General features: G+C 41.2%; 26 protein-coding genes. 19 read left to right on the top strand and 7 right to left on the bottom strand.

Annotated features, from left to right (window positions below; all coding sequences use genetic code 11):
• Window positions 1-22: 22 nt before the first annotated feature.
• From fadH to JI667_RS05720, 4 genes are all read left to right on the top strand, one after another.
• Window positions 23-790 carry a 2,4-dienoyl-CoA reductase gene (gene fadH, locus JI667_RS05735; protein WP_206851097.1) on the top strand — a complete coding sequence of 256 codons (768 nt, stop codon included), beginning with the start codon at window positions 23-25 and terminating at the stop codon, window positions 788-790.
• Between the two features lie 155 nt (window positions 791-945).
• Complete coding sequence (locus JI667_RS05730) at window positions 946-2,169, top strand: EAL domain-containing protein (protein WP_206851096.1); 1,224 nt, start codon at window positions 946-948, stop codon at window positions 2,167-2,169.
• A 248-nt stretch (window positions 2,170-2,417) separates the two neighbouring features.
• Window positions 2,418-2,657: a hypothetical protein gene (locus tag JI667_RS05725; RefSeq protein ID WP_244668204.1), complete on the top strand. Its 240-nt coding sequence runs from the start codon at window positions 2,418-2,420 to the stop codon at window positions 2,655-2,657.
• Between the two features lie 214 nt (window positions 2,658-2,871).
• Window positions 2,872-3,372, top strand: coding sequence for a DUF3993 domain-containing protein (locus JI667_RS05720; protein WP_206851095.1), 501 nt, complete (start codon window positions 2,872-2,874; stop codon window positions 3,370-3,372).
• 82 nt (window positions 3,373-3,454) lie between these two features.
• Here JI667_RS05720 and JI667_RS05715 read toward each other — a convergent pair whose 3' ends face one another.
• Together JI667_RS05715 and JI667_RS05710 are read right to left on the bottom strand one after the other, a co-directional pair.
• Window positions 3,455-3,688, bottom strand: a complete 234-nt coding sequence (locus tag JI667_RS05715; RefSeq protein ID WP_206851094.1) for a glutaredoxin domain-containing protein — start codon at window positions 3,686-3,688, stop codon at window positions 3,455-3,457.
• Window positions 3,685-4,641 carry an MBL fold metallo-hydrolase gene (locus JI667_RS05710; protein WP_206851093.1) on the bottom strand — a complete coding sequence of 319 codons (957 nt, stop codon included), beginning with the start codon at window positions 4,639-4,641 and terminating at the stop codon, window positions 3,685-3,687. Before JI667_RS05710 ends, JI667_RS05715 begins: the two co-directional genes overlap by 4 nt.
• Before the next feature lie 158 nt (window positions 4,642-4,799).
• Here JI667_RS05710 and JI667_RS05705 point away from each other — a divergent pair, with 158 nt between their 5' ends.
• A complete protein-coding gene (locus JI667_RS05705; RefSeq protein WP_034756109.1) occupies window positions 4,800-5,045 on the top strand; it encodes a YkuJ family protein in 246 nt (81 codons plus the stop codon).
• 156 nt (window positions 5,046-5,201) lie between these two features.
• On the top strand, window positions 5,202-5,642 hold the full coding sequence (cbpB, locus tag JI667_RS05700; protein WP_206851092.1) for a cyclic-di-AMP-binding protein CbpB: 441 nt from the start codon (window positions 5,202-5,204) through the stop codon (window positions 5,640-5,642).
• A 74-nt stretch (window positions 5,643-5,716) separates the two neighbouring features.
• Here the strand turns inward: cbpB and JI667_RS05695 are convergent, their stop codons facing one another.
• Window positions 5,717-6,442 (bottom strand): sulfite exporter TauE/SafE family protein, encoded by a 726-nt coding sequence (locus tag JI667_RS05695; RefSeq protein WP_368077883.1) that lies wholly within the window; start codon window positions 6,440-6,442, stop codon window positions 5,717-5,719.
• Between the two features lie 110 nt (window positions 6,443-6,552).
• On the opposite strand from JI667_RS05695, the gene JI667_RS05690 reads away from it, so the two are divergent.
• The 3 genes from JI667_RS05690 (at window position 6,553) to JI667_RS05680 (ending at window position 9,465) form a co-directional block, all read left to right on the top strand.
• Window positions 6,553-7,431: a LysR family transcriptional regulator gene (locus tag JI667_RS05690; RefSeq protein ID WP_206851090.1), complete on the top strand. Its 879-nt coding sequence runs from the start codon at window positions 6,553-6,555 to the stop codon at window positions 7,429-7,431.
• A 95-nt stretch (window positions 7,432-7,526) separates the two neighbouring features.
• A complete protein-coding gene (dapD, locus tag JI667_RS05685) occupies window positions 7,527-8,234 on the top strand; it encodes a 2,3,4,5-tetrahydropyridine-2,6-dicarboxylate N-acetyltransferase (RefSeq protein ID WP_206851089.1) in 708 nt (235 codons plus the stop codon).
• A 115-nt stretch (window positions 8,235-8,349) separates the two neighbouring features.
• Window positions 8,350-9,465, top strand: a complete 1,116-nt coding sequence (locus JI667_RS05680) for an N-acetyldiaminopimelate deacetylase (RefSeq protein WP_206851088.1) — start codon at window positions 8,350-8,352, stop codon at window positions 9,463-9,465.
• A 135-nt stretch (window positions 9,466-9,600) separates the two neighbouring features.
• Here JI667_RS05680 and JI667_RS05675 read toward each other — a convergent pair whose 3' ends face one another.
• Window positions 9,601-10,467: a mechanosensitive ion channel family protein gene (locus JI667_RS05675; RefSeq protein ID WP_206851087.1), complete on the bottom strand. Its 867-nt coding sequence runs from the start codon at window positions 10,465-10,467 to the stop codon at window positions 9,601-9,603.
• Between the two features lie 370 nt (window positions 10,468-10,837).
• Here JI667_RS05675 and JI667_RS05670 point away from each other — a divergent pair, with 370 nt between their 5' ends.
• The 6 genes from JI667_RS05670 (at window position 10,838) to JI667_RS05645 (ending at window position 18,948) form a co-directional block, all read left to right on the top strand.
• Window positions 10,838-12,592, top strand: a complete 1,755-nt coding sequence (locus tag JI667_RS05670; protein ID WP_206851086.1) for an ABC transporter ATP-binding protein — start codon at window positions 10,838-10,840, stop codon at window positions 12,590-12,592.
• Between the two features lie 10 nt (window positions 12,593-12,602).
• Window positions 12,603-14,426 (top strand): ABC transporter ATP-binding protein, encoded by a 1,824-nt coding sequence (locus JI667_RS05665; RefSeq protein WP_206851085.1) that lies wholly within the window; start codon window positions 12,603-12,605, stop codon window positions 14,424-14,426.
• 310 nt (window positions 14,427-14,736) lie between these two features.
• Window positions 14,737-15,489 carry a nuclease-related domain-containing protein gene (locus tag JI667_RS05660; protein WP_206851084.1) on the top strand — a complete coding sequence of 251 codons (753 nt, stop codon included), beginning with the start codon at window positions 14,737-14,739 and terminating at the stop codon, window positions 15,487-15,489.
• A gap of 300 nt (window positions 15,490-15,789) precedes the next feature.
• Window positions 15,790-17,127, top strand: coding sequence for a cytochrome ubiquinol oxidase subunit I (locus JI667_RS05655; RefSeq protein WP_206851083.1), 1,338 nt, complete (start codon window positions 15,790-15,792; stop codon window positions 17,125-17,127).
• Window positions 17,128-17,171: 44 nt separating this feature from the next.
• On the top strand, window positions 17,172-18,185 hold the full coding sequence (locus JI667_RS05650) for a cytochrome d ubiquinol oxidase subunit II (protein ID WP_206851082.1): 1,014 nt from the start codon (window positions 17,172-17,174) through the stop codon (window positions 18,183-18,185).
• 106 nt (window positions 18,186-18,291) lie between these two features.
• Complete coding sequence (locus JI667_RS05645) at window positions 18,292-18,948, top strand: potassium channel family protein (RefSeq protein WP_206851081.1); 657 nt, start codon at window positions 18,292-18,294, stop codon at window positions 18,946-18,948.
• 43 nt (window positions 18,949-18,991) lie between these two features.
• Here the strand turns inward: JI667_RS05645 and rnjA are convergent, their stop codons facing one another.
• Together rnjA and JI667_RS05635 are read right to left on the bottom strand one after the other, a co-directional pair.
• Entirely contained in the window at window positions 18,992-20,659 is a 1,668-nt protein-coding gene (gene rnjA / locus JI667_RS05640) for a ribonuclease J1 (RefSeq protein WP_206851080.1), read from the bottom strand.
• Between the two features lie 3 nt (window positions 20,660-20,662).
• Window positions 20,663-20,869, bottom strand: coding sequence for a DNA-dependent RNA polymerase subunit epsilon (locus JI667_RS05635; RefSeq protein ID WP_064092389.1), 207 nt, complete (start codon window positions 20,867-20,869; stop codon window positions 20,663-20,665).
• A 949-nt stretch (window positions 20,870-21,818) separates the two neighbouring features.
• Between JI667_RS05635 and JI667_RS05630 the strand changes: the two genes are divergently transcribed.
• Entirely contained in the window at window positions 21,819-22,592 is a 774-nt protein-coding gene (locus JI667_RS05630) for a Cof-type HAD-IIB family hydrolase (protein WP_206851178.1), read from the top strand.
• A 40-nt stretch (window positions 22,593-22,632) separates the two neighbouring features.
• On the opposite strand, the gene def is transcribed toward JI667_RS05630, so the two are convergent.
• Complete coding sequence (gene def / locus JI667_RS05625) at window positions 22,633-23,187, bottom strand: peptide deformylase (RefSeq protein ID WP_206851079.1); 555 nt, start codon at window positions 23,185-23,187, stop codon at window positions 22,633-22,635.
• A 318-nt stretch (window positions 23,188-23,505) separates the two neighbouring features.
• Here def and JI667_RS05620 point away from each other — a divergent pair, with 318 nt between their 5' ends.
• The 3 genes from JI667_RS05620 to JI667_RS05610 all read left to right on the top strand — a co-directional run bounded on the left by JI667_RS05620 (window position 23,506) and on the right by JI667_RS05610 (window position 26,723).
• Window positions 23,506-24,165 carry a YkyA family protein gene (locus tag JI667_RS05620; RefSeq protein ID WP_206851078.1) on the top strand — a complete coding sequence of 220 codons (660 nt, stop codon included), beginning with the start codon at window positions 23,506-23,508 and terminating at the stop codon, window positions 24,163-24,165.
• A gap of 461 nt (window positions 24,166-24,626) precedes the next feature.
• Window positions 24,627-25,742, top strand: a complete 1,116-nt coding sequence (gene pdhA, locus JI667_RS05615) for a pyruvate dehydrogenase (acetyl-transferring) E1 component subunit alpha (protein WP_206851077.1) — start codon at window positions 24,627-24,629, stop codon at window positions 25,740-25,742.
• 3 nt (window positions 25,743-25,745) lie between these two features.
• Entirely contained in the window at window positions 25,746-26,723 is a 978-nt protein-coding gene (locus JI667_RS05610; RefSeq protein WP_206851076.1) for an alpha-ketoacid dehydrogenase subunit beta, read from the top strand.
• Window positions 26,724-26,738 lie beyond the last annotated feature (15 nt).

Raw genomic sequence — 26,738 nt, 5'->3', positions numbered from 1 at the left:
TCATTACTAAGGGGGATTACATATGGGAGAAAAGCAAGTAGTCATTGTAACAGGCGGATCAAATGGGATGGGGAAATATATGGCGAAGCACTTCGTGGAAACCGGTGCGAGCGTTGTCGTCACGGGAAGGAATGATGAACGGCTTCAGGCGGTGAAAGATGAGTTTTCATCTCTTAAAGGAAATATCGAGGTGTTTCAAATGGATGTAAGGGAGCAGGAGCATGTTAAGGCCATGGTCGAATTTACGGCAGAGAAATTCGGTAAAATCGACGTACTCATTAACAATGCCGCAGGGAACTTTATCTGTCCTGTAGAAAAGCTTACTCCTAATGGATGGAAGTCCGTCATAGACATCGTTCTAAATGGAACTTTCCTATGTTCACATGCCGTCGGGAACTATTGGATTGAAAATGATCAAAAGGGATCAATCATCAACATGGTTGCCACTTATGCTTGGAATGCAGGGGCAGGTGTCGCTCATTCGGCAGCAGCTAAAGCAGGGGTTCTATCATTGACGAGAACCCTCGCAGTTGAATGGGGACATAAATACGGTATACGTACAAATGCGATTGCTCCGGGACCTATTGAACGAACCGGTGGAGCAGAAAAACTTTGGATTTCAGAGGAAGCAGCGAAAAGGACTATCGACAGTGTGCCTTTAAAACGGTTGGGGACACCTGAAGAAATCGCTGGACTTGCCTATTTCCTTGCCTCGGAAAAAGCAGCCTATATTAACGGAGAGTGTATTACCATGGATGGTGGCCAATGGCTGAATCCCTTTCCCTTTTGATCATCAAATGAAAGGGTAACCTAAATGAAACTTGATAAAACCTTCCCTTTTAATGTCCATGTGGCAGAGCAGGGAAGGCTTTTTGAATTTTTCAGTTCTTCTTATAAGTTGTGTTATAATTATGCAAAAACATGAGTGATGGTGGGGGAGTGCGAATGGATGCATTAGAGATATTAACTAATATAGAAAAAGTGATTCCGTACTTTCAACCGATCTTCAGTGCGGATGAACATAAAATCATCGGGTACGAGGTACTTGGGAGAATGGATGCGGGAAATGGTACCGTGGAGAGTCTCGGCCCGTTCTTCGGGGATGAAGAGATACCGGATGAATATAAGATTGAAGTGGATGAGCGCGTCACTCGTCTTGCCCTGGAGAAATTTTTAGGAGAGGAACAAAAAGGCTGCATTTTTCTAAACCGGGATGCAAGATTACTTATGCATGACCACGGTGAATCCTTTCTTGAGCTTCTATTGGATTATGAAAAAAAAGGACTGGATTTGGAACGTACTGTCATTGAACTGTCTGAAAAAACATTTGTAGGGGACTTTGATCAGTTGGTTCATCTTCTCCTCTATTACAAGACATATGGTATCAAGATTGCCATCGATAATATTGGAGGTAACAGTGGTCAATTGGATAGGCTTTCCCATTATTCCCCCGATATCTTAAAAGTCGATCTGTATCAATTACGCAATGATGCGGGGAACAAGGTGTATAAAGATATTTTATATAGTTTATCCATGCTTGCACGAAAAATCGGCGCGTCCCTATTATTCGAGAATATTGAAATCAACTATCAACTTCAGTTTGCTTGGCTGAATGGGGGAAGATATTATCAGGGTTTTTATTTAAAGCACCCGTCGGACTCCTTTCTGGAAGAAGGCATCCTAAAAGAAAAGCTCAAAGGAAAATGTCAGGACTATATCCGATATGAAAAGAAGCATCTGGAAGCCGGCTATGAATTCGCGGAAGTCCTGCATAAAGAAATCAGTCAGACATTGATGATGTTAAAGAAACAAACCTTGGAGTTCGATGATCTTTTATGTGAGCTGGCCATGCATTTTAAGGACAAATGCTTTCGTTTATATATATGTGATGAAAATGGATTCCAAATCACGAGTAATGTAGTGAAATCGGATCAAAAATGGCTGGTCGAACCAGGATACAAAGGCAAGAATTGGAGTTGGAGACCGTATTTTCTGGAAAATATCATTCGCATGAGGATCAATAAAAAGGGTCTATTATCTGATATTTATAGTGACATCGATTCGGGGGAATCCATCCGCACATATTCCTATCCTTTTGGAAATGATCATTATCTCTTTATGGATCTTTCATATGACTTTTTATTTGAAGAGGACGGTTTGCTTTTTTAAAAGGTTTCCGGGTGCCTCACCTTATGCTTGCCGCCTCTGAGCGAGCCGCCTCCGCTTTTTGATTGTCCAGCTCCGGCGGCTAGAGGCTCGAGGTCATAAGGCGAAGCAACCAAAAAGGCAAAAAGCGCCTTTCCGGTTGCTTCGCCTTATGCTTGTCGCCTCTGAGCAAGCCGCCTTCGCTTTTCTTGTATAGCTCTGACTTGTTAGGACAAATTATCCTTAAGTACATTTTGTAAGGAGGGGCTGTAATGAGTATTTTTATGATTGTGCTTGCCTTGATTGTGCTGGCGGTTGCCGGTTATTCTCTTGTGTATACCTATAGATTGGCCGGTCAGGAGAAGCGGTTGAAAGGTGATTTTGATACAGATATTCCCGACGTGGTAAAGGAGCACCCGTACATTCGCAATCCCGTGTTTTTGTCTATCCTGATCGGGACCATCCTGATTGCGTTATTCATTATTTATTGGTCTATTCGCTATTTAGCATAAAATACGGAGGATGCTGCATGAAATTCATGCAGCATCCTTTTTTGGTTAAATGTACCATTGGTTATGGTGTTTAACCGCCAGGAACAGGGGGAAATTTACAACCAAACCAAAAAATATGTCAGTCATTGTTACGATTTAACGAATGAATGGTACCCTATCGACATTTTTCCGTTGCTACAATTATTTCATCAAGTGATTAAGGGAGGGGAAGCACGTGAAAAAGAAAAAGGTATGGTTATTATTAATAATAGTAGGTCTCATTACAGCTGCTTCTGGACAAGTCGGTCAGACACAAGCATCAGAATTCACAAAAGAACATGCAGTGAATCTTGTAAGAGACGCATTTCATACACAAGTTTCATTAGCTGAACAACCGCAGTCGAAAAAGGAGATTGAAAAAAAGCTTTCAAAATACCTCACAAAGGATCTTACAGCAAGCTTTATGAGTGAAAATCTATATGAGGTAGACGGAGGTTATATTACATTCGGCTCTGATTTCGCCTCGCATTATATACCATTTTTTCAGTATGATGAATCTACAAGGGCTAAATACATAGATGGAACATGGTATGTGTATGAAGAAAGGGCGAATATGGAAGAGGGTCCTGTTTCAACCAAAAGCGGCATCGAAGTTGTAGTATTAAGTGAAGAAGAAGGTGCTTGGAAGGTTTCTTCCATCACGTATGATTTACCTGAAGCTGCTTTATCCCGATAAAAAAATAAGTTGGCCATGCATCCCTGAAGCTTTGAATGTTCAGGTTCATGGGCCAACTTTTTTTGTGAGGTCTTAGGAGTTCTTACAAATTTAAAGCAGCTGTCAGAGCTTCCAGATCAAAGCCTGTAATGATTTCCCGGCCTATGGTAACGGTAGGAGTCGAGTAAGACTTCAATTGATTAGTAAGAAAGTATCTCGCTTGTTCGTCTGCCTTTATGTTGATTTCCTTAAATTTCACCTTATGTTCATTAAGAAACATTTTAACCACTTCGCAAGGTGGACATTCTGGTTGTGAATACAGAGTGACTTCTTTCATGATGAATGATCCCCTTTATGTTGTTTATTCAAGTAATCTACGATCCCCATTGCTGAAACGTTCATATCAAGACGTAATAATTGGAAAACGGGGTTATCGGGATCGATCCCCTTTTGTAACAATTCTCTGCTTGTCAGTTCAAATAACGAAGAAGTGATGGATGTTAAATTCTCCTCCATTGTAACATGGGCAGAGTACTGTTCCTCACTTTTTTTCATGAAAAGATTCAGCCATTTTTCTACTTCCGAAAGAGCAAAAGATACCTCTTCCGTCACACCGTAATGACCGAAATACAACCTGTCGGGGTGAAGGGCTTTATACATCTGAATAGAATCTTTCATCCATTCCGGGTCAAATTGATTGGGAGAGGTGGAAGGGAAATAAAAACGCTTTGCCCCTATGGTATACTGAATTCCACACGTATCACCAGTGAATACCCCATTTGAAGTGGAATCATAAATACTGATGTGATGATTGGCGTGTCCCGGAGTATGATAAAACGTCAACTTACAGTCATCACCAATAGAAAGCTGTTCACCATGTGCCATAACAAGGATCCGATCTTCAGGGATTGGAACAATCGGCTGAAATAGTTCTTCAAATTTATCTCCATAAACCGCTTTAGCGCCTGTTATCAAACGAGTAGGATCCACTAAATGACGTTTTCCTTTCGGGTGGACGATAATCCTGGCATTTGGACATTCTTTCAGGAAAAGACCTGCACCTCCGGCATGATCAAGATGGATGTGAGTCAAAATTATGTATTGAATATCTTCAGGATTAATGTTTAACTTAGAGAGACCTTTTTTTAGATGAGGTATGGAAGGACTGGCGGATGTTTCAATAACGGTCAATGCCTTTTCGTACAATATATAACTGCCTGTGCGTTCCTTTAATGATAAATCCATTAGATCAACTAATGATATTCGGGAATCTATTCGGTAAATACTCATCGAATCAATCCTTTCAGTGGAAGAGAATAATGCGTATACCTTTTCATTATAAAGGAATTTTGATAGAAAAAGGACAAAACATTAGATTTAACAGGATAGAATCTGGTACAATGCAAAAGCTATGACCAAGAATTAGATCAGGAAAGGAGAGAGTGATTATGTCTCAGCTTCTTGGAATTATACAAAGATTAAAATCATTGCAGGAACAAGGTGAACAAGGGGAAACTCAACAACGATTCTTCGAATACAATGGAAAGAAAATCTGTGAGGTAAAGTATTTACCAAAGCAGGATACATTCGAAATCGAAGTCATGAATGAAAAAGGAAACAGCTTTCCTTTTGATAACATAGACATTACAGCTATAGAGATTTTTGAACTTCTGCAAGAAGCACAACAGGATTAATGCATGCAAAAGGTAACCATTCGGTTATCTTTTTTAGTCTTTGAACCGATCCTGAAAGCATACATTTTTCCTCCGATATGTTAAAATGGAGAGTGTCTACATCTTTGGAAGATACGAGGCGGTACAATTCTTATTTTTATAAATGAGGGGTTATACATGATTTCATTGAGTAGCAAGGAGTTATTAGAAACGAATATTAAAGATTTCATTATTCCTTCTGAGAAGGTAGCTCATGTGCAAGTAGGAAATTCCCTGGAACATGCGTTGCTATTACTTACAAAAAGTGGTTACTCAGCCATCCCTGTCCTCGATCCAACGTTTCGCTTTCAGGGGCTGATCAGTTCAAGTTTAATCACCGATTCGATACTTGGCCTCGAACGCTTTGAGTTTGAGAAACTTGAAGCAAAAAAGGTAGAAGAAGTCATGACAACAGATTTTCCGATTGTCTCCTTACAATCAGATTTCAAGAAGGCTTTAGAATTATTGGTCGATCACCCTTTTTTATGCGTGGTGTCGGAAGACGGTTATTTTGAAGGTATCATGACGAGGAGAGTTGTGCTAAAGCAGCTTCAACGACAGCTGTACAAAAGGGACTAAACCCTTTATAGCAGTTACATAAGTCCACTAGCAAAGAGGATGACCTCGGAGTCATCCTCTTTGCTTTTCATTTCTTAGAAGAATAAGTTCTTACCGAGTTGAAGAATGAGGATAAGAGTCAAAGCGTTTAATAGGATGTGTAAATGTTTCAGAGAGAGCCTGGATGCCAGTCTGACTGCCAATTGAGCTCCTGTCAGTGCTCCTAATGCAAAAGGTATGGCGACGTTCCACTCTACATGGCCATTATGAAAATAAATAGTGAATGCCGCTAAACAGCTGACAAAGGTTTGAAAACGGGTAAGGGCAACGGATTTTAAATAAGACAGCCCATGAAGTAAATGAGTGTACATGAGCATGGTTGCCTGACCAGGTCCGAATAAACCGTCATACACACTTATAACGTACAGATATCCGTATGCCCTATAGTGTTTCTTGATTTGCTCCTTAGGCTTCAGTCCTTTGTAAAGACTTAATAACAAGGCAATAAGTAGAAAGAAGAACGCCATCCATTCAAGCAGTGACGGGGGGATCTTATCAGACAGAAAGGCCCCCGAAAGCCCTCCGGCCAGTGCAATAGGCAGAATGGGCAAACATTCCTTCCATGTTACTTTCCGATTTGTTACTAAATATACAAAGCTCGAAAATGAACTGATGATATTTGAAAATTTTGCAGTCGCAATGGCCGTATGAATCGGTAATCCGACAATGAGCATGACCGGCATACCAATCAGTCCACCGCTTCCTGCCAGTGTCCCTACAAGTGCAACAACCAAGCCAGTGAAAAATAGTATCAACTCCACAGAAACTTCACCTCTTTTCCATCTACTCACAGTGTATTCCATTCCAATTAATAATGAAATTTTATATAAGTTAAGATATAATATAAGAAAAACTTATGGAAGTGAAGGATATGGCATTCTCGGAATATCAACTGCTCCACGTTCTTGCTCAAGAGATGAATATGAGGAAAGCGGCGGAACGGTTATTCGTATCCCAACCGGCTCTCTCCCAAAGACTGCAGACAATTGAAAAGGAGTGGGGGACGAAACTATTTCTCCGTTCACAAAAAGGTCTGTCCATGACCCCTGCAGGAGAACTCGTCGTGAAACTGGCAGATGAAATGCTTCAAAAGGAAGAGAGTGTAAAGGAGCGCATACAAGCCCTTGAATTTGAGGTGCACGGAACATTGAAGATTGCCTGTGCCTCGATTGTGGGTCAAAATTGGCTTCCGAAGGTTCTTAAACGCTTTGTTGAGGCTTATCCCCACGCGAAGATTTCATTAATGACCGGATGGAGCAGTGAAATTCTTAAAGCGATCTATGAAGATGAAGTCCATATCGGGATCATTAGAGGGACACCTGATTGGAAGGGGCCAAAGCACCATTTATTCCAGGATACGCTCTACTTGGTGGATAGAGAGATTCAAACCATCGATGAAGTGATGAAAACGGATCGTCCGTTTATTCAATTCAAGAGTGACTCCAATTATTATCAGGAGATACAGGACTGGTGGCATCGTCATTTCCAGACAACCCCTAAACGAACGATCGTGGTGGATCAAATTGAAACGTGTAAGCAGATGACGTTAAACGGGATCGGGTATGCCATCCTGCCTGCCATTACGTTGGATGGCATGGAAGAAGATATTTATAAGATTCCGCTGATCGATGAGCATGATGCACTCATCCACCGTGATACATGGTTACTCGGTTACGAATCTGCCTTTCAATTGCGCCAAGTGGAAGCCTTTGTAGAAGTTGTAAAGGAATTCATCCATGAAAACTCATAGGATTTGCGGTTATGGGTTGTCTTCCACCCTTTATTCTGATAAAGTAATTCAAGAAATGAATTCTGAATTTATACATAATTACGGAGGGAATTCTTATGAACATGATGGATGCAAACGAAATTATTTCTTTTATTCAAAATAGTACAAAATCAACTCCTGTGAAGGTTTATGTAAAAGGGAATCTGGATGCTATCGATTTCGGCTCCTCCCAGACTTTCCTTCAAGAAACTTCAGGTGTGATCTTCGGTGAGTGGGGCGAGATTTCAAGTATACTGGAAGAATATAAAGATAAAATCGTAGACTACGTAGTGGAAAATGATCGTCGCAATTCTGCGATTCCTCTTCTTGATTTGAAAGGGATAAAAGCACGTATTGAGCCAGGTGCCATCATTCGTGACCAGGTGGAAATCGGTGACAATGCTGTCATCATGATGGGTGCGATGATCAATATTGGTTCAGTCGTAGGAGCAGGAACGATGATCGATATGAATGTGGTGCTTGGGGGACGTGCAACGGTCGGAAAGAATTGTCACATTGGAGCGGGCGCTGTGCTTGCCGGTGTCATCGAACCGCCATCTGCAAAACCGGTCGTTATCGAGGATGATGTAGTCATTGGTGCCAATGCTGTAGTGCTTGAAGGTGTAACGGTCGGAAAAGGGGCTGTCGTTGCAGCCGGGGCTATTGTCGTCGACGACGTGGCGCCTTATACGGTTGTAGCAGGTACCCCTGCAAAAAAATTGAAGGATATTGATGACAAAACAAAATCAAAGACTGAAATTAAACAGGAATTACGTCAACTGTAATTCTATTTTCAATCGTATGATTCAAGAAAGAACGGACGGATGACGTCTGTTCTTTTCTTGTAGAGTCCCCATTTTTTATGGACTGACATTCTATTTATGAATAAGGAGGATTCCAATGTCAAAAATGGACTTTAAGTCTATCAGGAGAGATCTTCACCAAATACCTGAGCTTGGGTTTCAAGAATTTAAGACACAGCGATACTTATTGAATTATATGAAAAGCCTGCCTGCTGACCGATTAGTGATTAAGACTTGGAAAACAGGTATTTTTGTTAAAGTCCATGGTACTAATCCCACAAGGATGATCGGGTACCGTGGAGATATTGATGGACTTCCTATCCAGGAAGAAACAGGTTTGGATTTTCTTTCATCACATGAAGGGAGGATGCACGCCTGCGGACATGATTTTCATATGACGATTGAATTGGGGGTCCTTACCCATTTTGTTCATCATCCAATCGAAGATGATCTCTTATTTATTTTCCAACCGGCAGAGGAAGGGCCTGGCGGGGCAATGCCGATGCTTGAAAGTGATACTATGAAAGAATGGAAGCCTGATTGTATATTCGCCCTACATATTGCTCCGGAATATGAAGTAGGTACGGTTGCAGTGAAAGAGGGCTTGCTGTTCGCTAACACGTCTGAATTATTCATTGACTTTAAAGGAAAGGGAGGACATGCGGCATACCCTCATCATACCAGGGACATGATTGTAGCAGCCTCTTCCTTCGTCACACAAATGCAGACTATCGTCTCCAGGAATGTCGATCCATTGGACAGTGCAGTCATTACGGTAGGAAAGATGGAAAGTGGCACCGTCCAGAATATCATTGCGGAAACGGCAAGGCTTGAAGGCACGATCCGTACGCTTTCAAAACAATCTATGGAAAGTGTGAAAAAGCGGCTGGAAGCGTTGATTGAAGGAATGAAAATCAGCTATGACTGTGAAATCGAAGTGAATTACGGAAGTATGTATCGTCAAGTTTTCAATGATGCTGATTGGACAAATCATTTTATCGGCTTTTTAAAAGATACAAACAGAAACCTGATCATCTGTAAAGAGGCAATGACGGGGGAAGACTTTGGTTATATGCTTGAAGAAATACCCGGTTTTATGTTTTGGCTGGGAGTCGACTCCCCATATGGACTTCATCATTCTAAATTAAATCCCAATGAAGAAGCGATTGACTTCGCCATCTCACTTCTCACGGATTATATCAGGACTATATAATCGAATTGCACATCACGAAAACGTATCCACGTGGATACATTTTCGTGATTTTTTATTTGATTGAATAATATCGTTTTCGCCGAAAAGAGAAGTGAGAAATAGAAAAAGAGAAGGTAGCTCCTTCTCTTTTTGTTCTTAATCTTCTTTTTTCTCAATGTATACCTGGTGAGGGTAAGGAATCTCAATCCCATTTTGGTCGAGTGCTTCTTTTAACGCTTTACGAAGCTTCCGTTCCACTCCCCATTGCTCCATGTTCTTCGTCTTACATAATACACGGAGAACAACATCAGAGGCACCAAGTGTCTGAACACCCACCACATTTGGACCATCGACAATATTATCATCTTCCTGTGCGATTGTATCGCATACCTGCTGAAGCACGACCATCGCTTTATCAATGTCGTCATCATAAGATATACCGATATCGACGAGTGCTCTCATGTTTCCACGGGAGTGATTGCTGACACTAGTAATTTCTCTGTTCGGCACAAAGTGAAGGGTCCCATCGAATCCACGAATATGAGTCGTGCGCAAACCAACCTCTTCCACAATTCCGGAGAAGCTGCCGCTCGTAACATAATCACTCACATCAACCTGCTTTTCAAGAAGAATGAAAAAACCTGTGACCACGTCACTTACAAGACCTTGTGCACCGAACCCGACGGCAAGTCCGACGATCCCGGCTCCGGCGAGGATTGCAGTTACCTGGATACCGAATATTTGCAGAATCGTTACGAAGAAAACAAATATCAGGATATAGCCGACGATATTTTTTGAAAGACTTTGTAATGTCTGAGCACGACCATCTGACACATCATTTCTCTTTCGATATTTGTCAAAAATCCTTTCAATCACTTTGTTTGCTGCGCCCTTTACAATAATAAAAGCGATCCAAATCGCTAAGATTTGCAGTGCACCTATTCCGATCGTCACTAATAGACCGCCCCAATTGAAATTGGAAAGTCGATCACTTAAAGCAGTAAGACCAAGTATGTATTCCAAACCAAAACATCCTTTCCTATTTAATGATGACCACTCCAGTATACACAAAACTACATAGGGTATGTCAAAGGAGATGGTTGAAAAAGCTTATTGAATTATTCCCTTATTGAATAAGGATAAACATTCATGCCGGAAATAAAGGAAGTATAGTTTGAATGAGAAAGCGAGCCTTATATGAAAGGTGAAGTGAGATCGGTCAAAAGGCTGATCTTTCTCGATGGATTCACCGTTAAAATAAATATGAATAATGGGACTACAGTGATAATTCATAAAGTGTAAAAAATTCTAAAAAAGGGTGGATAATTATTTCGAAAGCCGATATATTTAGTAGTACGTTGTTTTTTTTTGGAACAAAGAGGGGAGAGGGATTATGGATACATTTAAAAAACTGAAAGCCTTTTATTGGCCTTATAAAAAGCATTTTATCATTTCAATGATCTTTTTGATCTTTGTTACAGGCATCACAGTGGTTTATCCGATGATCCTGCAGATAACCATCGACGATGTCATATTGCAAGGGGAATATGGGTGGATCCCATATTTGGCATTTGGCTTCATCACCATCATGGTACTAAAAGGCATCGCTACCTTTATTCAACAATACAATGGAGATTTATTCGGTATTACATCTGTCTATCGTCTGAGAAACGAGTTGTATGAGAAGCTTCAGTTTCTCCCATTCAGCTATTATGATAATGCCAAAACTGGTGATTTGATGTCACGGTTGACGGCGGATGTAGAAGCCTTCCGTTTTTTCTTATCTTTTGGTTTCACAGAATTGCTCCGCTTTTTCATGCTGGTGACGGTCAGCTTTGGGGTGATGTTCTACTATTCTCCATCCTTGACATTTGTCACGTTGATTTCCTTGCCGTTTCTTGCCATTGCCGTGTACAAATTCGATAAGGCAGTCCACCCTGCCTTCAGGGGAATAAGGAAGTCTTTCGGTAAACTGAACACGAATGTTCAGGAAAATATTTCAGGTATCAATACCGTGAAATCATTGTCCCGGGAAGATTTTCAAATCACTAAATTTAACCGGTCTAACGGTGATTATAAAGATAAATATCTGTTCACCTCAGATATCTGGGCGAAATACTTTCCACTGATGGAGTTTTTGGGCAATGTGAGTGTGGTGACACTACTTGCATACGGAGGGTATTTGGTGATGAACGGCAATCTTCAACCAGGAGAGCTTGTCGCATTTTACAGCCTGGTTTGGTATATCATCTGGCCAATCATGAATCTTGGATTCACGATCAATCTATTCTCCCAATCAAAGGCATCAGGAGAACGGTTACTGGAAATTCTCGAAGTGGATGAAAAGATTAAAGATCATAGCGATGTCATTCATGTCGATCGAATGAAAGGTGAAGTGGAGTTCAACCATGTATCACTGAATTACACTGTGCATGATGAAGCAGCCCTAGAGGACATTTCCTTTAAAGTGGAACCCGGTAAGGTCATCGGGCTGATCGGGGCAACAGGTTCTGGGAAAACAAGTATCACCCAGCTGATTACGCGTTTCTATGAACCTGAAGAAGGTGAGATCCTCATTGATGGAATGGATGTAAAAGATTACTCACTGAAGTCACTACGTCGAAATATCGGTTTTGTTCTGCAAGAATCATTTCTGTTCTCTTCCACAATCAGAGCCAATATCTCCTATGGTCGGCCGGAAGCGTCCATGGAGGAAGTCATTGAAGCGGCCAAAAGGGCAGAAGCCCATGATTTCATTACTGAACTTCCTGACGGCTATGAAACAAGGTTGGGTGAAAGGGGATTAGGTCTTTCAGGAGGTCAGAAACAGCGGATTGCCATCGCACGTGCCATCTGTACGGACCCGTCAATTCTGATACTGGATGATGCCACAAGTGCCGTGGACATGGAAACTGAATTCAGGATTCAAAAAGCGCTGAAAGAAGTCATGTCTGATCGAACGACTTTTATCATCGCGCACCGCATTTCTTCTCTGAAGCATGCGGATGAAATCCTTGTCCTTGAAAACGGAAAAGTGGTAGAAAGAGGCGTTCATGATTACTTACTGAGTAATAACGGACCATACCAGAGAATCTACGACATCCAATACAAAGACCAGAAAAAAATATTACAAACTCAGGAAGGGTAGGTGAGGACCATTGAGTAAGAGAAAAAAACAAAATAAAAATATACTGAGCCGATTCCACTATTCGACAGACCAGGTGATAGACAAGCCGTTCAACTGGGAGCAGCTCTATCGGTTATTGACATACTTAAAACCTTATTCAAAGAAACTGTTGCCATTGTCCATCATTACCGTCCTGATCACAACAGCTGTCAGGCTGATCATCCCGGTTCTGATCGGTGTCTATACACTTGATAAAGCAATCAGGCAGAAAGATGGGAATCTCCTATTCACACTTGTAGGGGTCATTGCCGGGCTTTATGTACTGAATTATGTGGCAAACGTCCTCAGGATCAAGTGGATGAATCAACTTGGTCAGGGAGTGATTTATGACTTAAGAAAACATCTATTCAGCCATGTACAGTGGCTTTCTCATCGTTTCTTTGATCAGCGTTCCGCAGGTTCGATCCTTGTGCGGATCATGAATGACATAAACTCCCTGCAAGAGCTATTTACAAATGGAGTCATCAATCTTCTGATGGACATCATTCTGCTCATAGGAATCATCGTGATTCTCTTTACATTAAGCCCAGAATTGACACTTGCCGTCATGGTTATTTTACCAGTCATGTTCTTCATTTCGACAAGCTTGCGTAAAAACATCCGCAGATCCTGGCAGATGGTTCGCCTTAAGCAGTCGAAGCTTAATTCCCATCTTAATGAAAGTATCCAGGGAATCCGGGTGACTCAATCGTTTACACAGGAAAAAGAAAACATGGCGTTTTTTGATGGAGTCAATTCTGAAAACTTCGATAGCTGGAGAACGGCGACAAAGAAGAATGCCATGTTCCGACCTCTCGTGGAATTGACGAACGCCATCGGGACGGCGGTACTCATCTGGTTCGGTGCCCATCTGATTCAAAATGGTTCACTGGAACTTGGTGAATTCGTGTCGTTCGCATTCTATTTGGGAATGTTCTGGGAGCCGATATCAAGACTCGGTCAAGTATACAATCAGCTATTGATCGGGATGGCTTCATCAGAACGCATATTCGAATTCCTGGATGAACAGCCGATAGTTAATGAAAAGACAAACGCCTTGAATCTGACGGACATCAAAGGGGGAATTCAGTTTGAAAATGTAGAATTCTCATATGATGATAAAAGAAAAGCGCTTCGGAATATTAATCTTGAAATGAAAGCTGGCCAAACCGTTGCATTAGTCGGACATACAGGATCAGGAAAGACGACAATTGCTAACCTCATAAGCAGGTTCTATGACCCTACTAACGGAATTGTGAAAATCGACGGAGTGAACCTTCGAGATGCATCCGTTTCAAGTTTACGAAATCAAATCAGCATCGTTTTGCAGGATACCTTCATCTTTTCCGGGACGATCATGGAAAATATCCGGTTCGGACGCCCTGATGCATCCGATGAAGAGGTCATAAAGGCAGCTGAAGCAATCGGTGCCAATGAATTCATCGAAAAGCTGTCCAGCGGGTACGAAACCGAAGTCGAGGAACGGGGGAATGTATTATCTGTAGGTGAACGACAATTATTGTCCTTCGCACGTGCCCTGCTGGCGAACCCGCGCATCATTATTCTGGATGAAGCGACGGCATCCATCGACACCGAAACTGAAGTCAAGATTCAAAATGCCCTGAAGCAATTATTGAACGGTAGAACAGCGATCATCATCGCTCACCGTCTGTCCACAATCCGTGAATCCGATAATATCTTTGTCCTTGAAAACGGAAAGATTAAAGAGTCCGGGAACCATGATGAATTAATGGATCAGCAAGGTGATTATTTTGCACTGGTGAAATCTCAGTTCAGGATGCTGGAAGCGATGTGAGTTATAGTTTGAGGGACCCTGCACTGGTGTGTGGGGTTTTTTTCGGTTGTGGGGTGGGGTGGAAGGATGAAAGCTGTGAGGATCGGAGGAATTTGTCGGATTTTGCGGAACGGTCGGTATTGTGAAAATAAGGTTGATATAATGTAAAAACGGTTGATAAATCTGATTTTCGGTCGATAAATCCAAATATCGGTTGATAAATTTCCCTAACGGTCGATAAAAAATAGATAACAGTAAAATTCCAAAAATAAAGGGAATTTCAGTAGGAATGTAGAATAATATTAATGACTAAAACGAAAGGAATGATTGTTTGCTGATTAAAGAAAGAGAAATTCCCCTAATGATCCCCTATTTTGAAGCCTATTTAAGGAGGCAGCCACTAAACTCCGCACTTAGTTCCAAGACTGAAGAAAATTTACTGAAAGCATGGGCAGGATATCATGGTGAATGTAAAGCAGACCGACAATTAAGTACGATAGATGATCCACATATGCTGATCCTTAATGATTTAAGCATCCACGTAGGCAAGACTTTCTTCCAAATCGATACACTGATTCTCACCAAAACATTTATATTAATCTTAGAAATCAAAAATATTGCTGGGGCAATGGAATTCGGAGCAGAGTTCGAGCAATTTTCCCGACATTATAAAGGAGAAGTAACCGGCTTTCCAAACCCCATTTCCCAAGCGAATCGAAATATGATTCACCTCACCCATTGGCTTCAAAAGAAAAAACTCCCTATTCTCCCGATTGACTACTTAGTTGTTTTTACAAACCCCTCATCACTACTATCAACCTCTAACCAACTTCTTAAAACAACGGACAAAGCGATTAGAATTGAAAATTTAGTTGCTAAGTTTCTTTCTATTAAAAAGGATTTCTCTCGTTCTAATTCTGGTCTTGAATTAAAAGAACTTAAAAAGATTGCCAATTCTATTCTTAAGGCACATTCACCATACAATCCATTCAGGGAAAATCATGAGGAGATTTTACCTGGTGTGAGGTGCAAAGAATGCGAAAATTTTAAGCATGGTGCGAAAAAAGGCTTCATGGTACTGTGAAAATTGTGGTGCATGTGATAAAGCAGCTCATCGACAGGCAATATTTGATTACTTACTACTCGTAAACTCCACAATGCGATGAATCTTACTTCAAAGGGAAAAGGCAAAGGAAGAACCTACTCACTACCACAAAACTTCAATCAAATCTCACATAGAAATGAAACTTTGTGAAAAACGTCACAAAACATTCATGTTCAATACTTCACAAACTCGCCTGTAGGTTTTATAATGATCAATAAGTGATAAACAGGAAGAAAGAGCTGTTTACGTTAAAAAGTAATTCGGTAGGGGGAGTATAGAATGGTTTTGGATAGTGTGATTTTAAGTAGGATGCTCACATCGACAACCCTCGCATTTCATATCATTTTTGCAACGATTGGGGTAGGGGTTCCAATCATGATTTCGATAGCCGAGTTTATGGGGATCAAGCGGAATGATCCTCATTATCTTTTGCTCGCGCGGAGATGGGCGAGGGGATTTACCATTACGGTTGCTGTCGGGGTCGTGACCGGAACAGCCATAGGATTGCAGTTGTCCCTGTTATGGCCATCGTTTATGCAGGTAGCCGGACAGGTGATCGCCCTGCCTTTATTCATGGAAACATTTGCGTTTTTCTTTGAGGCAATCTTTTTGGGGATTTACCTTTATACGTGGGATCGATTTAAGAATAAGTGGATCCACTGGCTGCTGACGATTCCGGTAATGATCGGTTCTTCCGCTTCCGCCCTGTTCATTACGACGGTGAATGCGTTCATGAATACACCGCAAGGATTTGAATTAAAAGATGGAAAGGCGATCAATATCGATCCGATTGCCGCGATGTTAAATCCGGCGACACCCACTAAAGTATTTCATGTTTTGACGACTGCATACTTAACATCAGCCCTCATATTAGCTGCAATCACAGCATTTGCGATACTTCGTAAAAAAGGTGGGGACTATCATAAGAAAGCCCTTCGTCTGACTATGGTATCTGCACTGATTTTTGCTTTTGGCTCAGCATTGGCAGGAGACTTGTCGGCCAAATTCCTGGCAGAGTACCAGCCTGAAAAGCTGGCTGCGGCAGAGTGGCATTTCGAGTCGGAAAAGAATGCCGATCTGATTGTTTTTGGAACGCTGGATGAAAACAATGAAGTTCACAATGAAATCCGTTTACCTGGTTTCCTCAGCTTCCTTGCTGGAAGTTCATTTGATACAGAAGTCATTGGTTTGAATGAATTTCCAGAAGATGAACGCCCCCCTTTATGGGTCCATTATTTATTTGATCTGATGGTTTCAATCGGATTTTACAGTATCTTCATTGCATCAGTATTTATTCTGTTCTGGAAGTGGAAGAAACGGAATGAGTGGAATAAGCCGTTATTGTGGGGAATTGTTGCGAGTGGACCCTTGGCGATGCTTGCCATCGAATTCGGCTGGATTTATGCAGAAGTTGGCCGCCAGCCATGGATACTGCGTGGTTATATGAAGGTGGCAGAGGCAGCGACAAAGGCAGATGGAGTTGGCCTAACGTTCGCACTGTTTGTGGGTCTCTATATACTGCTTGGCATCTTATGTGTGATTGTATTAATAAAAATGTTTAAAAACAAGCCTGCAGAAGCTGAGTTGGAGCAACGCTTTCCTAAGAAAGCGAGTTAGTTTTAGATACAGCTATTTGATTTTGTTTTGAGGGAGGAAAGGGTATGAGTTTGGAAATCTTGGGGATTACCGTCTTATGGATTTTTCTATATGGATATCTGATCGTGGCTTCGATCGATTTCGGAGCCGGATTCTATGCCTTTTATGGCAGAATGAAAGGGAAAGAACACACACTGAATGTGCTGATCAGTCGATATCTATCTCCAGTCTGGGAAGTCACGAATGTCTTTTTTGTCTTCTTTTTTGTAGGATTGGTCGGTTTTTTTCCTGACACGGCCTATTATTATGGAACGGCTTTATTGCTCCCGGGGAGTATTGCCATCATACTACTTGCGATTAGGGGGAGCTTCTATGCTTTCGGAAACTATGGCTCAAAAGACAACATCGTCTACCTGTTTCTTTATGGAGCAACAGGATTACTAATCCCTGCGTCCTTGTCTACGGCTTTGACGATATCAGAAGGTGGATTTTTGGAAGAGCGTGGGGATAAGGTCGTATTCCTTGCAAGGGAGCTTTTTACCAGCCCATATTCATGGAGCGTTGTGGTTCTCTCAATTGTATCGGTTTTATTCATCAGTGCGACGTTTCTGACCTATTATGCCAATCGGGCAGGGGATATGGATTCAAGGGAGGAGCTTAGAAACTTTTCATTATTCTGGAGCCCTCCAACTATATTGGCGAGTTTACTTGTGTTTGTATCCTTGAGAGAACATAATCCTGAGCATTTCACCAGCGCCATCGATATTTGGTGGATGTTCGGGCTGTCTCTACTATGCTTCCTTGGTGCGTCGCTTCTCATTTATAGAAGGAAACTTTTCGGGATGGCTTTTACCCTTGTCATGCTTCAATTCTTCTTTGCCTTCTTTGGATATGGTGCGTCTCATTTACCGTACATCCTGAAGCCTTTTATCACGATTGAAACAAGCGTTACAAATCCAACCATGGGGATGGCACTTGTTATCGTTTTCATTGCTGGACTGCTGCTTCTGATTCCGTCCCTCTATCTTTTAATGAGGCTGTTCTTATTTGATGCAGATTATGTAAAAGGGAACAAGTAACCTGGAAGATGCCCCGGAGAAAACACAAAAAGGGAAGGGAGAAATTTCATTTTCTCCTTTTTTTTATGCTAAAATATAGTGTATAGAGACTGCGGGGGGATAATAGGTGAAAAAAGAGTTTGTAGTAATAGGATTGGGCCGGTTCGGAGGCAGTATTGTACGTTCTTTGACAGATCAGGGAATGGAAGTCATGGCTATCGACCAGGATGAAGATAAAGTGAATGAGTTCTCTTCCATTGCTTCACATGCGGTAGTCGCAGATTCTACGGATGAATCCGTATTGAAGAGCCTCGGGATCCGTAATTTTGACCATGTGATTGTCGCAATTGGCGACGATATTCAGTCGAGTATCCTGACGACATTAATGTTAAAGGAAATTGGAGTAAAGAAAATTACGGTAAAAGCACAAAATGATTATCATGAAAAAGTACTCAGGAAAATCGGGGCCAATCAAGTCGTGCATCCGGAGAGGGATATGGGAAGAAGGATTGCTCATAATATCATTTCTAATAATGTACTGGATTATCTTGAATTGTCTGACGAACATTCGATCGTGGAGATTGTCGCAAATGAAAATCTTAGTGGAAACTCCCTGATCGATCTAGATATCCGGGCCCAGTTTGGAATTAACATTGTCGCAATTAAAAGGGAAAAAGATATCATTGTTTCCCCTCAGGCGGATGAACAGATACGGGTAGGGGACATCCTCATCGTTATTGGGGCCGATACGGATATTAACCGATTCGAGAAAAAAGTTTTATAATATGAAAGAAGAGGCTGACCACTTGGTCAGCCTCTTCTTATTATCACACTTCCATGATGATCGGTAAGATCATTGGACGGCGCTTTGTTTTTTCGTATAAGAATGGAGCCAGAGTATCTGTGATTTCATTCTTGATTTCTGACCATTGAGAGGTTCTTCTTTCAAGAACTTTGTTCAGATGTTTAGAAATAAGCATCTGCGCTTCATTGATAAGATCACCTGATTCACGCATGTACACGAACCCTCTTGAGATAAGATCCGGACCTGAAGCAATCTTGAAATCCTTCATGTCGATGCTAACAACCACAATGACCAATCCTTCTTCTGAAAGAATACGGCGGTCACGAAGGACGATATTCCCGATATCACCAATTCCGCTTCCATCAATATAGACGTTTCCAGAAGGGATTTTCCCTGCTACCTGGGCGGAATCATTGCTCAATGCAAGTACTTCGCCGTTATCCATGATAAAGCAGTTTTCTTCTTGGACGCCACAATCCACTCCAAGCTGGGCGTGCATCTTCTGCATACGGAACTCACCGTGTATCGGCATGAAGAAGGTTGGATTCATCAGACGAAGCATCAGCTTCATCTCTTGTTGTCCACCATGACCGGATGTATGAATATCACTTAATGGTCCGTGGATGACTTCTGCACCGGCACGATACAAAAGATTGATTGTACGGTTTACACTGATTGTATTCCCCGGGATTGGTGAAGAAGAGAATACAACGGTGTCACCGGGCTGGATTTGAATCTGACGGTGTGTGCCGTTTGCGATCCGTGATAATGCAGCCATCGGTTCACCTTGAGAACCGGTACAAAGAATAGCCACTTCATTCGCTGGAAGGCGATTGATCTGGTTGTGTTCAATGAACGTATCTTTAGGTGCACTGATATATCCTAATTCTTGTCCAATTGTAATGGCCGCTTCCATACTTCTACCGAAAACAGCGACTTTTCGATTATGAAAGACTGCTGCTTCAACCACTTGTTGAAGTCGGTGAATATTAGAAGCAAAAGTTGCGAATATTACACGACCGTCCACTTTGCGGAAAATATCATTGATGCTTTCTCCGACTTTGCGTTCTGACATAGTGAAGTTTGGAACCTCAGCATTAGTGCTGTCAGAGAGCAGACAAAGGACGCCTTCTTTTCCGATTTCAGCCATTTTGGTTAAGTTCGCTGGTTCACCAACCGGAGTGAAATCAAATTTAAAGTCACCTGTATGAACGACATTTCCAGGTGGTGTTTTGACAACGATTCCGTAAGAGTCAGGAATGCTGTGTGTTGTTCTGAAGAAAGTAACGGATGTTTTGCGGAATTTCACGATATCATCTTCCTGGATGACATTTAATTTCGCATTTCGTAACAGACCGTGTTCTTCCAGCTTGTTCTTGATCAATCCCAATGCGAGCTTTCCGCCGTATATCGGAATGTTTAATTCGCGCAGTAAGTATGGGATACCACCGATATGGTCTTCGTGTCCGTGAGTCACGAATAGACCTTTGATCTTATCGGCATTTTTCACGAGATACGTGTAATCAGGTATTACGTAATCGATACCGAGCAGCTCGTCCTCAGGGAATTTAATCCCTGCATCAATCAAAATAATTTCGTCTTGGAATTGTACGCCGTATGTGTTTTTACCGATTTCACCTAAACCGCCAAGGGCAAATACAGCGGTTTGGTCATTCTTTACAAATTTCATTGCTTATTGCTCCAACTCAAAAGAATGGTGGTTTTGTTCATACTCTAAAAAAGCGCCCTCAAGCTTTTGTACGAATTCGATATTATACGGTTTGTCTTTTAAATTTAGGCGTACTTCACGTTCTGAATCTGCTTCCATGTAAAGGGATTGAGTGCATTCGCGTACAGGCACTTCTGCTTTACTTTCTTGATAAAATACTTTAAAAATCATTTTTCTCTCTCCTTATCCGTTTTCAAAAAATCTAACTTTCATCTATGATAAAAAAGTTATCAACTACATAACATAAGCGGCACCCTCAAGTACCTGATGACGCGAGGCTCCTATTTTAGAGATGTGTTCCGTGTCCATCAGGGATGGGTGCTGGAGCTACGACATTAGCAGGCAAAATGAATCCCAGCTAATCGGTATAAATACCTGTGCGGTCCTGAACATGTCTATGTCCGGGTATGGCTCATCTACGCCCTGTGGTAAAAAAACGATAATCATAAAGGAATCATTTTCTTAACACAAGGCTAACGATCCTAACGAAGCACGGCAAAAATCAGATTTCACAACAATGGTCAGATACCTGCATTCATTCCTCAATAATCCTATACTATAACCTGTTATTCAAGTAGGAACGAATCGGCCAGTTGATGTATGTATTAAATTATAAAGGATTCTCCAGTGTAAATAAAGTTTTGAATAATCCTTTATTAAATCGTGGCAAGATAGAAGAGGGACTAATACCAATGGAGACAAAAAGCTCACTAGTGGCGTCAGTCCCTTATTCATTGTGCAATTGTATGACAGTATATCCGAAATACGTGCATTTTAGTAGTCTTTCTCCATAAAGTCGATCAGGGAAAAAAGATTATGCAATCGTTTTTTTTCTAAGCAATTCTTTCCACTGTTTTAAAAGCTTCTTTCTTAGCTTCTTTAACATGGTGGATCACTCCTTATTAATAGTTTACCGAGATTTTCCTATGAAGTAAAGGAACAATAATACGGACGTCTCTGTTGTGTTACTTATATTGTACGGAATTTATGGATTCTCTTACATGGTTAAGTTTGGTAAATCGTTCTGTATGTGTCTCTTCATTGACATTTCTACCGTAAAGGCTTACTTTAAAAAACGGGTAAAATAGATTAGCAATCGAATATTTTGAAAAGGAGAACGATCATGTCTAAAATAGTTTTCTTTGATATAGACGGTACGCTGCTTGATCACGATAAGAAACTTCCTCAGGCAACCAAGGAAGCCATCCAGACTTTGCAGGCAAACGGCACATATGTTGCCATTGCTACTGGAAGAGCTCCGTTTATGTATGAAAGTCTAAGGGAAGAACTGGGAATCGAATCTTTTGTTTCATTCAATGGTCAGTACGTTGTATTTGAAAATGAAGTCATTTACACAAATCCATTAAAAGTTGAAACGTTGGAAGAGTTATTAGAAGATACGTACATGAAGGAACACCCAGTTGTCCATTTGAATCATCAAACAATGAAATCGAACCATCAACATCATGAATATATTGAAAAAAGTATGAATAGCCTGAAGTTCCCCCACCCGGGTTTTGATCCCGATTTCTACAAAGGAAGAGACATCTATCAATCCCTGTTATTCTGTTCAAAAGAGGAAGAGGCCTTTTACCGGGAGAAGTATACAGATTTCACATTTATTCGTTGGCATCAATACTCCATGGATATTCTACCAAAAGGCGGATCGAAGGCTGAAGGAATCAAAAAGATGATCGCCAGGCTAGGATTCAACATGGAAGATGTTTATGCATTCGGGGATGGTTTGAATGATATTGAGATGATCCAATCAGTTGGTACAGGTGTTGCAATGGGGAATGCGGTCAGGGAAGTCCAAAACCATGCGGATTTGATCACGAAACACGTGGATGATGATGGGATATTTCAAGGCTTGAAGGAACTTAAATTAATCTAGAATATGCAAAAGCCTCCTGATTCAGGAGGCTTTTTTAGGTTCATCGTTCTATTGCGATGGCATCTGGGATCGGCTCGAACGGATTGTTCGGGTTAATATGGTCGTAGAACATGATCCCGTTCAGATGGTCAATTTCATGCTGGAACACAATGGAAGGGAGTCCTTTCAGGCGCAGCTTCACTTCATTGCCGTCTATGTCCCATCCTCTGACGGTCACTCTTGCATAGCGGGGGACAAACCCCGGAACATTTCTATCAACGGATAAACACCCTTCTCCTGAAGTTAGATAGGCCTTTTCTATGGAATGACTAATGATCTTTGGGTTGAACAGAGCATAGCTGTATAACTTTCCTTGATTGTCCGTGACATTGACAGCCAGCATTCGTTTTGACACATTGATCTGAGGTGCAGCGAGACCTATTCCGGGCCTCAATCCATATTTGCTTGCTGTTTCAGGGTTTTGGCTATTTATTACATATTCTAATAAGCTTCTCAATGTTTCCTGGTCTTCTTGGGACGGTGGAATAGGTACTTCCCTAGCCACCATGGTCAATGTAGGATGACCTTCACGGATGATGTCATTCATGGTAATCATTCTTTTTCCTCCTCACGCAAAGTAGGGAATGAAATGAAAGGATTTGTAATACCAGACAGTATTGCCCGGATGTTTCCTTTTCTACTTTACGTATTAAGATAATCTATTATGTATGATAATAGTTTACCATTATCCTTTTGAAAAGTTAATGAAGGAGGTTTGAAATTAGCAGGAATACTTGCGAGTCAAAATACATATTCATTTTAATAGGAATAATAGTCCAATCGACATTTTTTTCCACAGTTGTAAATCCCTATTGTCAAAAGTTGTAGACATAGATATAGTAGAAGGTGGTAAATAGTTAAGGGGGATCTAGTTGTGTCGAAATTTCGTTTTGCTTTCATTTTAGGAGCCGCTGTCTTTTTACTTATGGGATGTGTCGGTGGTTCTACACCCGAGGAAGATTTGTATAAGGTTCTTGAAGAAACCGTAGCTAAAGAAAGTCAATATGTCGACGTTCAAAAGCCTCTTCAAGAGTCAGAGAAAAAAGAAAAAGAGTTATATTCGAAAATCATGGATCTTGGAATGAAACAATATGACCAAATTGTTAAACTTTCCGATGAAGCTCTGGAAAACATCAACAAAAGAGAAGAGTATATTAAAAAAGAACGTAAATCCATGAATCAAGCCAATGATGAGTTTGAGGGAGCCGAGGAATATATTACTGAACTGGAAACGGAAGAGTTGAAAAAAGAAGCGAAAAAGCTCAACGAGACTATGACGGAACGGTATCAGGTCCATGATAAGCTTACATCTTCTTATTTAGAGGCTTTGTCTCTTGATAAAGAACTTTATAATATGTTCAAAAAGAAAGACCTTAAGATGGAAGAACTTGAAAAGCAGATTGCATCCATTAATGAACAATATGAAAAAATCGTGAAGTTCAATAAGGACTATAATACAAAAACAGATGAATTCAACAAACTAAAACAAGATTTTTACTCAAAGGCAGAACTTGATGTCAAAGAGTCTGAGTAAGCAGGTACATAAAAGATGAAGGCGGACAAAGAGTCCGCCTTCATCTTTTTTTTTTTTTTTGAAACCAAGCAATCGTTACTCTATAACAGTTGTGTATGGGATCAACGTTTATATATAACAGAGTGGCTGAGAGTAATGATACAGTTTTGAAAATAATTGGCAAGGATGAATTAAAATCATGTTAAGAAACAAGAATTTATGATACTTTGTCGTTGACTAAGTGATTTTTAATATTGTAAACTAAGAAAGGTATTTAAGAATTGTATTAGTCGATATATAGTTTCGACTGATACAGATAGACTCGAATGTAATTTCGGGTTTTCTTTCTTGGTATTTGTGGAAAACTACCATTAGTGTGTGTATCCGCAAGTACTGTGGTAGGTCATACTGAATTTGGGTAATCTAAACTATGTATGTAAAAAAACCAAAATAAATGTATAAAGAAAGGATAGGTGACTTCGATGGCTTCTAAATCAAAGAAGGCACAATTCGATGCAGTTAAGACGCTCGAACAAATTGAAGACAAGTTTGAAATGTTCCAAATTTTGAACGAAGAAGGCGAAGTAGTAAACGAAGACGCTATGCCGGAGATCTCTGATGAGGATCTTCAGGAATTAATGCGTCGTATGGTTTATACTCGTATTCTTGATCAACGTTCAATCTCACTGAATCGTCAAGGACGCTTAGGTTTCTATGCACCAACAGCTGGACAGGAGGCTTCTCAGATCGCTTCTCACTTCGCACTTGAGAAGGAAGACTGGATCCTTCCTGGATACCGTGATGTTCCACAAATCATCTGGCATGGACTTCCACTGGCTAAAGCGTTCTTATTCTCACGCGGGCATTTCCAAGGGAATCAGGCTCCTGAAGGGGTAAATGTACTATCACCACAAATCATCATCGGTGCTCAATACATCCAAACTGCCGGAGTGGCACTTGGACTTAAGAAACGTGGTAAGAAGGCTGTTGCCGTCACGTATACAGGGGACGGTGGATCATCACAGGGTGATTTCTATGAAGGAATCAACTTTGCTGGTTCTTATGCAGCCCCAGCGATTTTCGTTGTACAAAATAACCAATTTGCAATCTCTACTCCTCGTGATAAGCAAACAGCAGGACGTACGATTGCTCAAAAAGCGGTTGCTGCAGGTATCCCTGGTATCTTAGTTGATGGTATGGATCCGTTAGCGGTTTATTCTGCAACTTTAGAAGCCCGCAAACGTGCAGTAAATGGTGAGGGTCCTTCACTGATTGAAACACTTTGCTATCGTTATGGCCCACATACAATGGCTGGTGATGATCCAACCCGTTACCGTACATCAGAAATGGATACAGATTGGGAAAAGAAAGATCCATTGGTACGCTTCCGTAAATTCCTTGAAGGTAAAGGACTATGGAGTGAAGAGAAAGAAAATGAAGTGATCGAAGAAGCAAAAGAAGATATCAAAAAAGCAATCAAGGAAGCAGATTCAGCTCCTAAACAAAAAGTGACGGACTTCATCAACAACATGTATGAAGAACTTCCTTATAATCTAAAAGAACAATTAGAAATCTACAAAGAGAAGGAGTCGAAATAAGCCATGGCGCAAATGACAATGATTCAAGCGATCACTGATGCACTGCGCACAGAACTACGCAACAACGAAGACGTTTTAGTTTTTGGTGAAGACGTAGGTCTAAACGGTGGTGTATTCCGTGCAACGGAAGGACTTCAGAAAGAATTCGGTGAAGACCGTGTATTCGATACTCCACTAGCAGAATCAGGAATCGGTGGTTTATCAATCGGTTTAGCATTGGAAGGGTACCGACCAGTACCGGAAATCCAATTCTTCGGTTTCGTATACGAAGTAATGGATTCAGTAAGCGGACAAATGGCACGTATGCGTTACCGTTCGGGTGGTACGTATACATCTCCAATCACAATCCGTTCCCCATTTGGTGGTGGAGTACATACTCCAGAACTTCATGCGGACAGTTTAGAAGGTTTGATGGCTCAACAACCTGGTCTTAAAGTGGTTATTCCATCCACTCCATACGACGCTAAAGGACTATTAATTTCATCCATCCGAGATAATGACCCAGTCATCTTCTTAGAGCATATGAAATTATACCGTTCATTCCGTCAAGAAGTTCCTGAAGAGGAATATACAATTGAAATCGGTAAGGCAGATGTGAAGCGTGAAGGTACAGACCTTACAATCATCTCTTACGGAGCTATGGTGCACGAATCATTGAAAGCTGCAGATGAACTTGAAAAAGAAGGCCATTCAGTTGAAGTGATCGATTTGCGTACAGTAAGTCCACTTGACATTGACACGATCATGGCATCTGTTGAAAAAACAAACCGTGCCATCGTGGTTCAAGAAGCTCAAAAACAAGCAGGTATTGCAGCGAATGTCGTAGCTGAGATCAATGACCGTGCGATCCTTAGCCTTGAGGCTCCGGTTCTTCGTGTAACGGCGCCAGATACAGTATTCTCTTTCTCACAAGCAGAGCCAATCTGGTTACCAAATCACAAAGACGTTATCGAGACGGCGAAAAAAGTACTAAACTTCTAATGGGAAGGGGCGGAA

Origin of the sequence: Bacillus sp. NTK074B (assembly GCF_017303375.1) — a bacterium.
Classification (GTDB): Bacteria; Bacillota; Bacilli; order Bacillales; family Bacillaceae_B; genus Rossellomorea.
The sequence above is the reverse complement of the archived record's forward strand: the minus strand, read 5'-3'. Positions and strand labels throughout refer to the sequence as shown.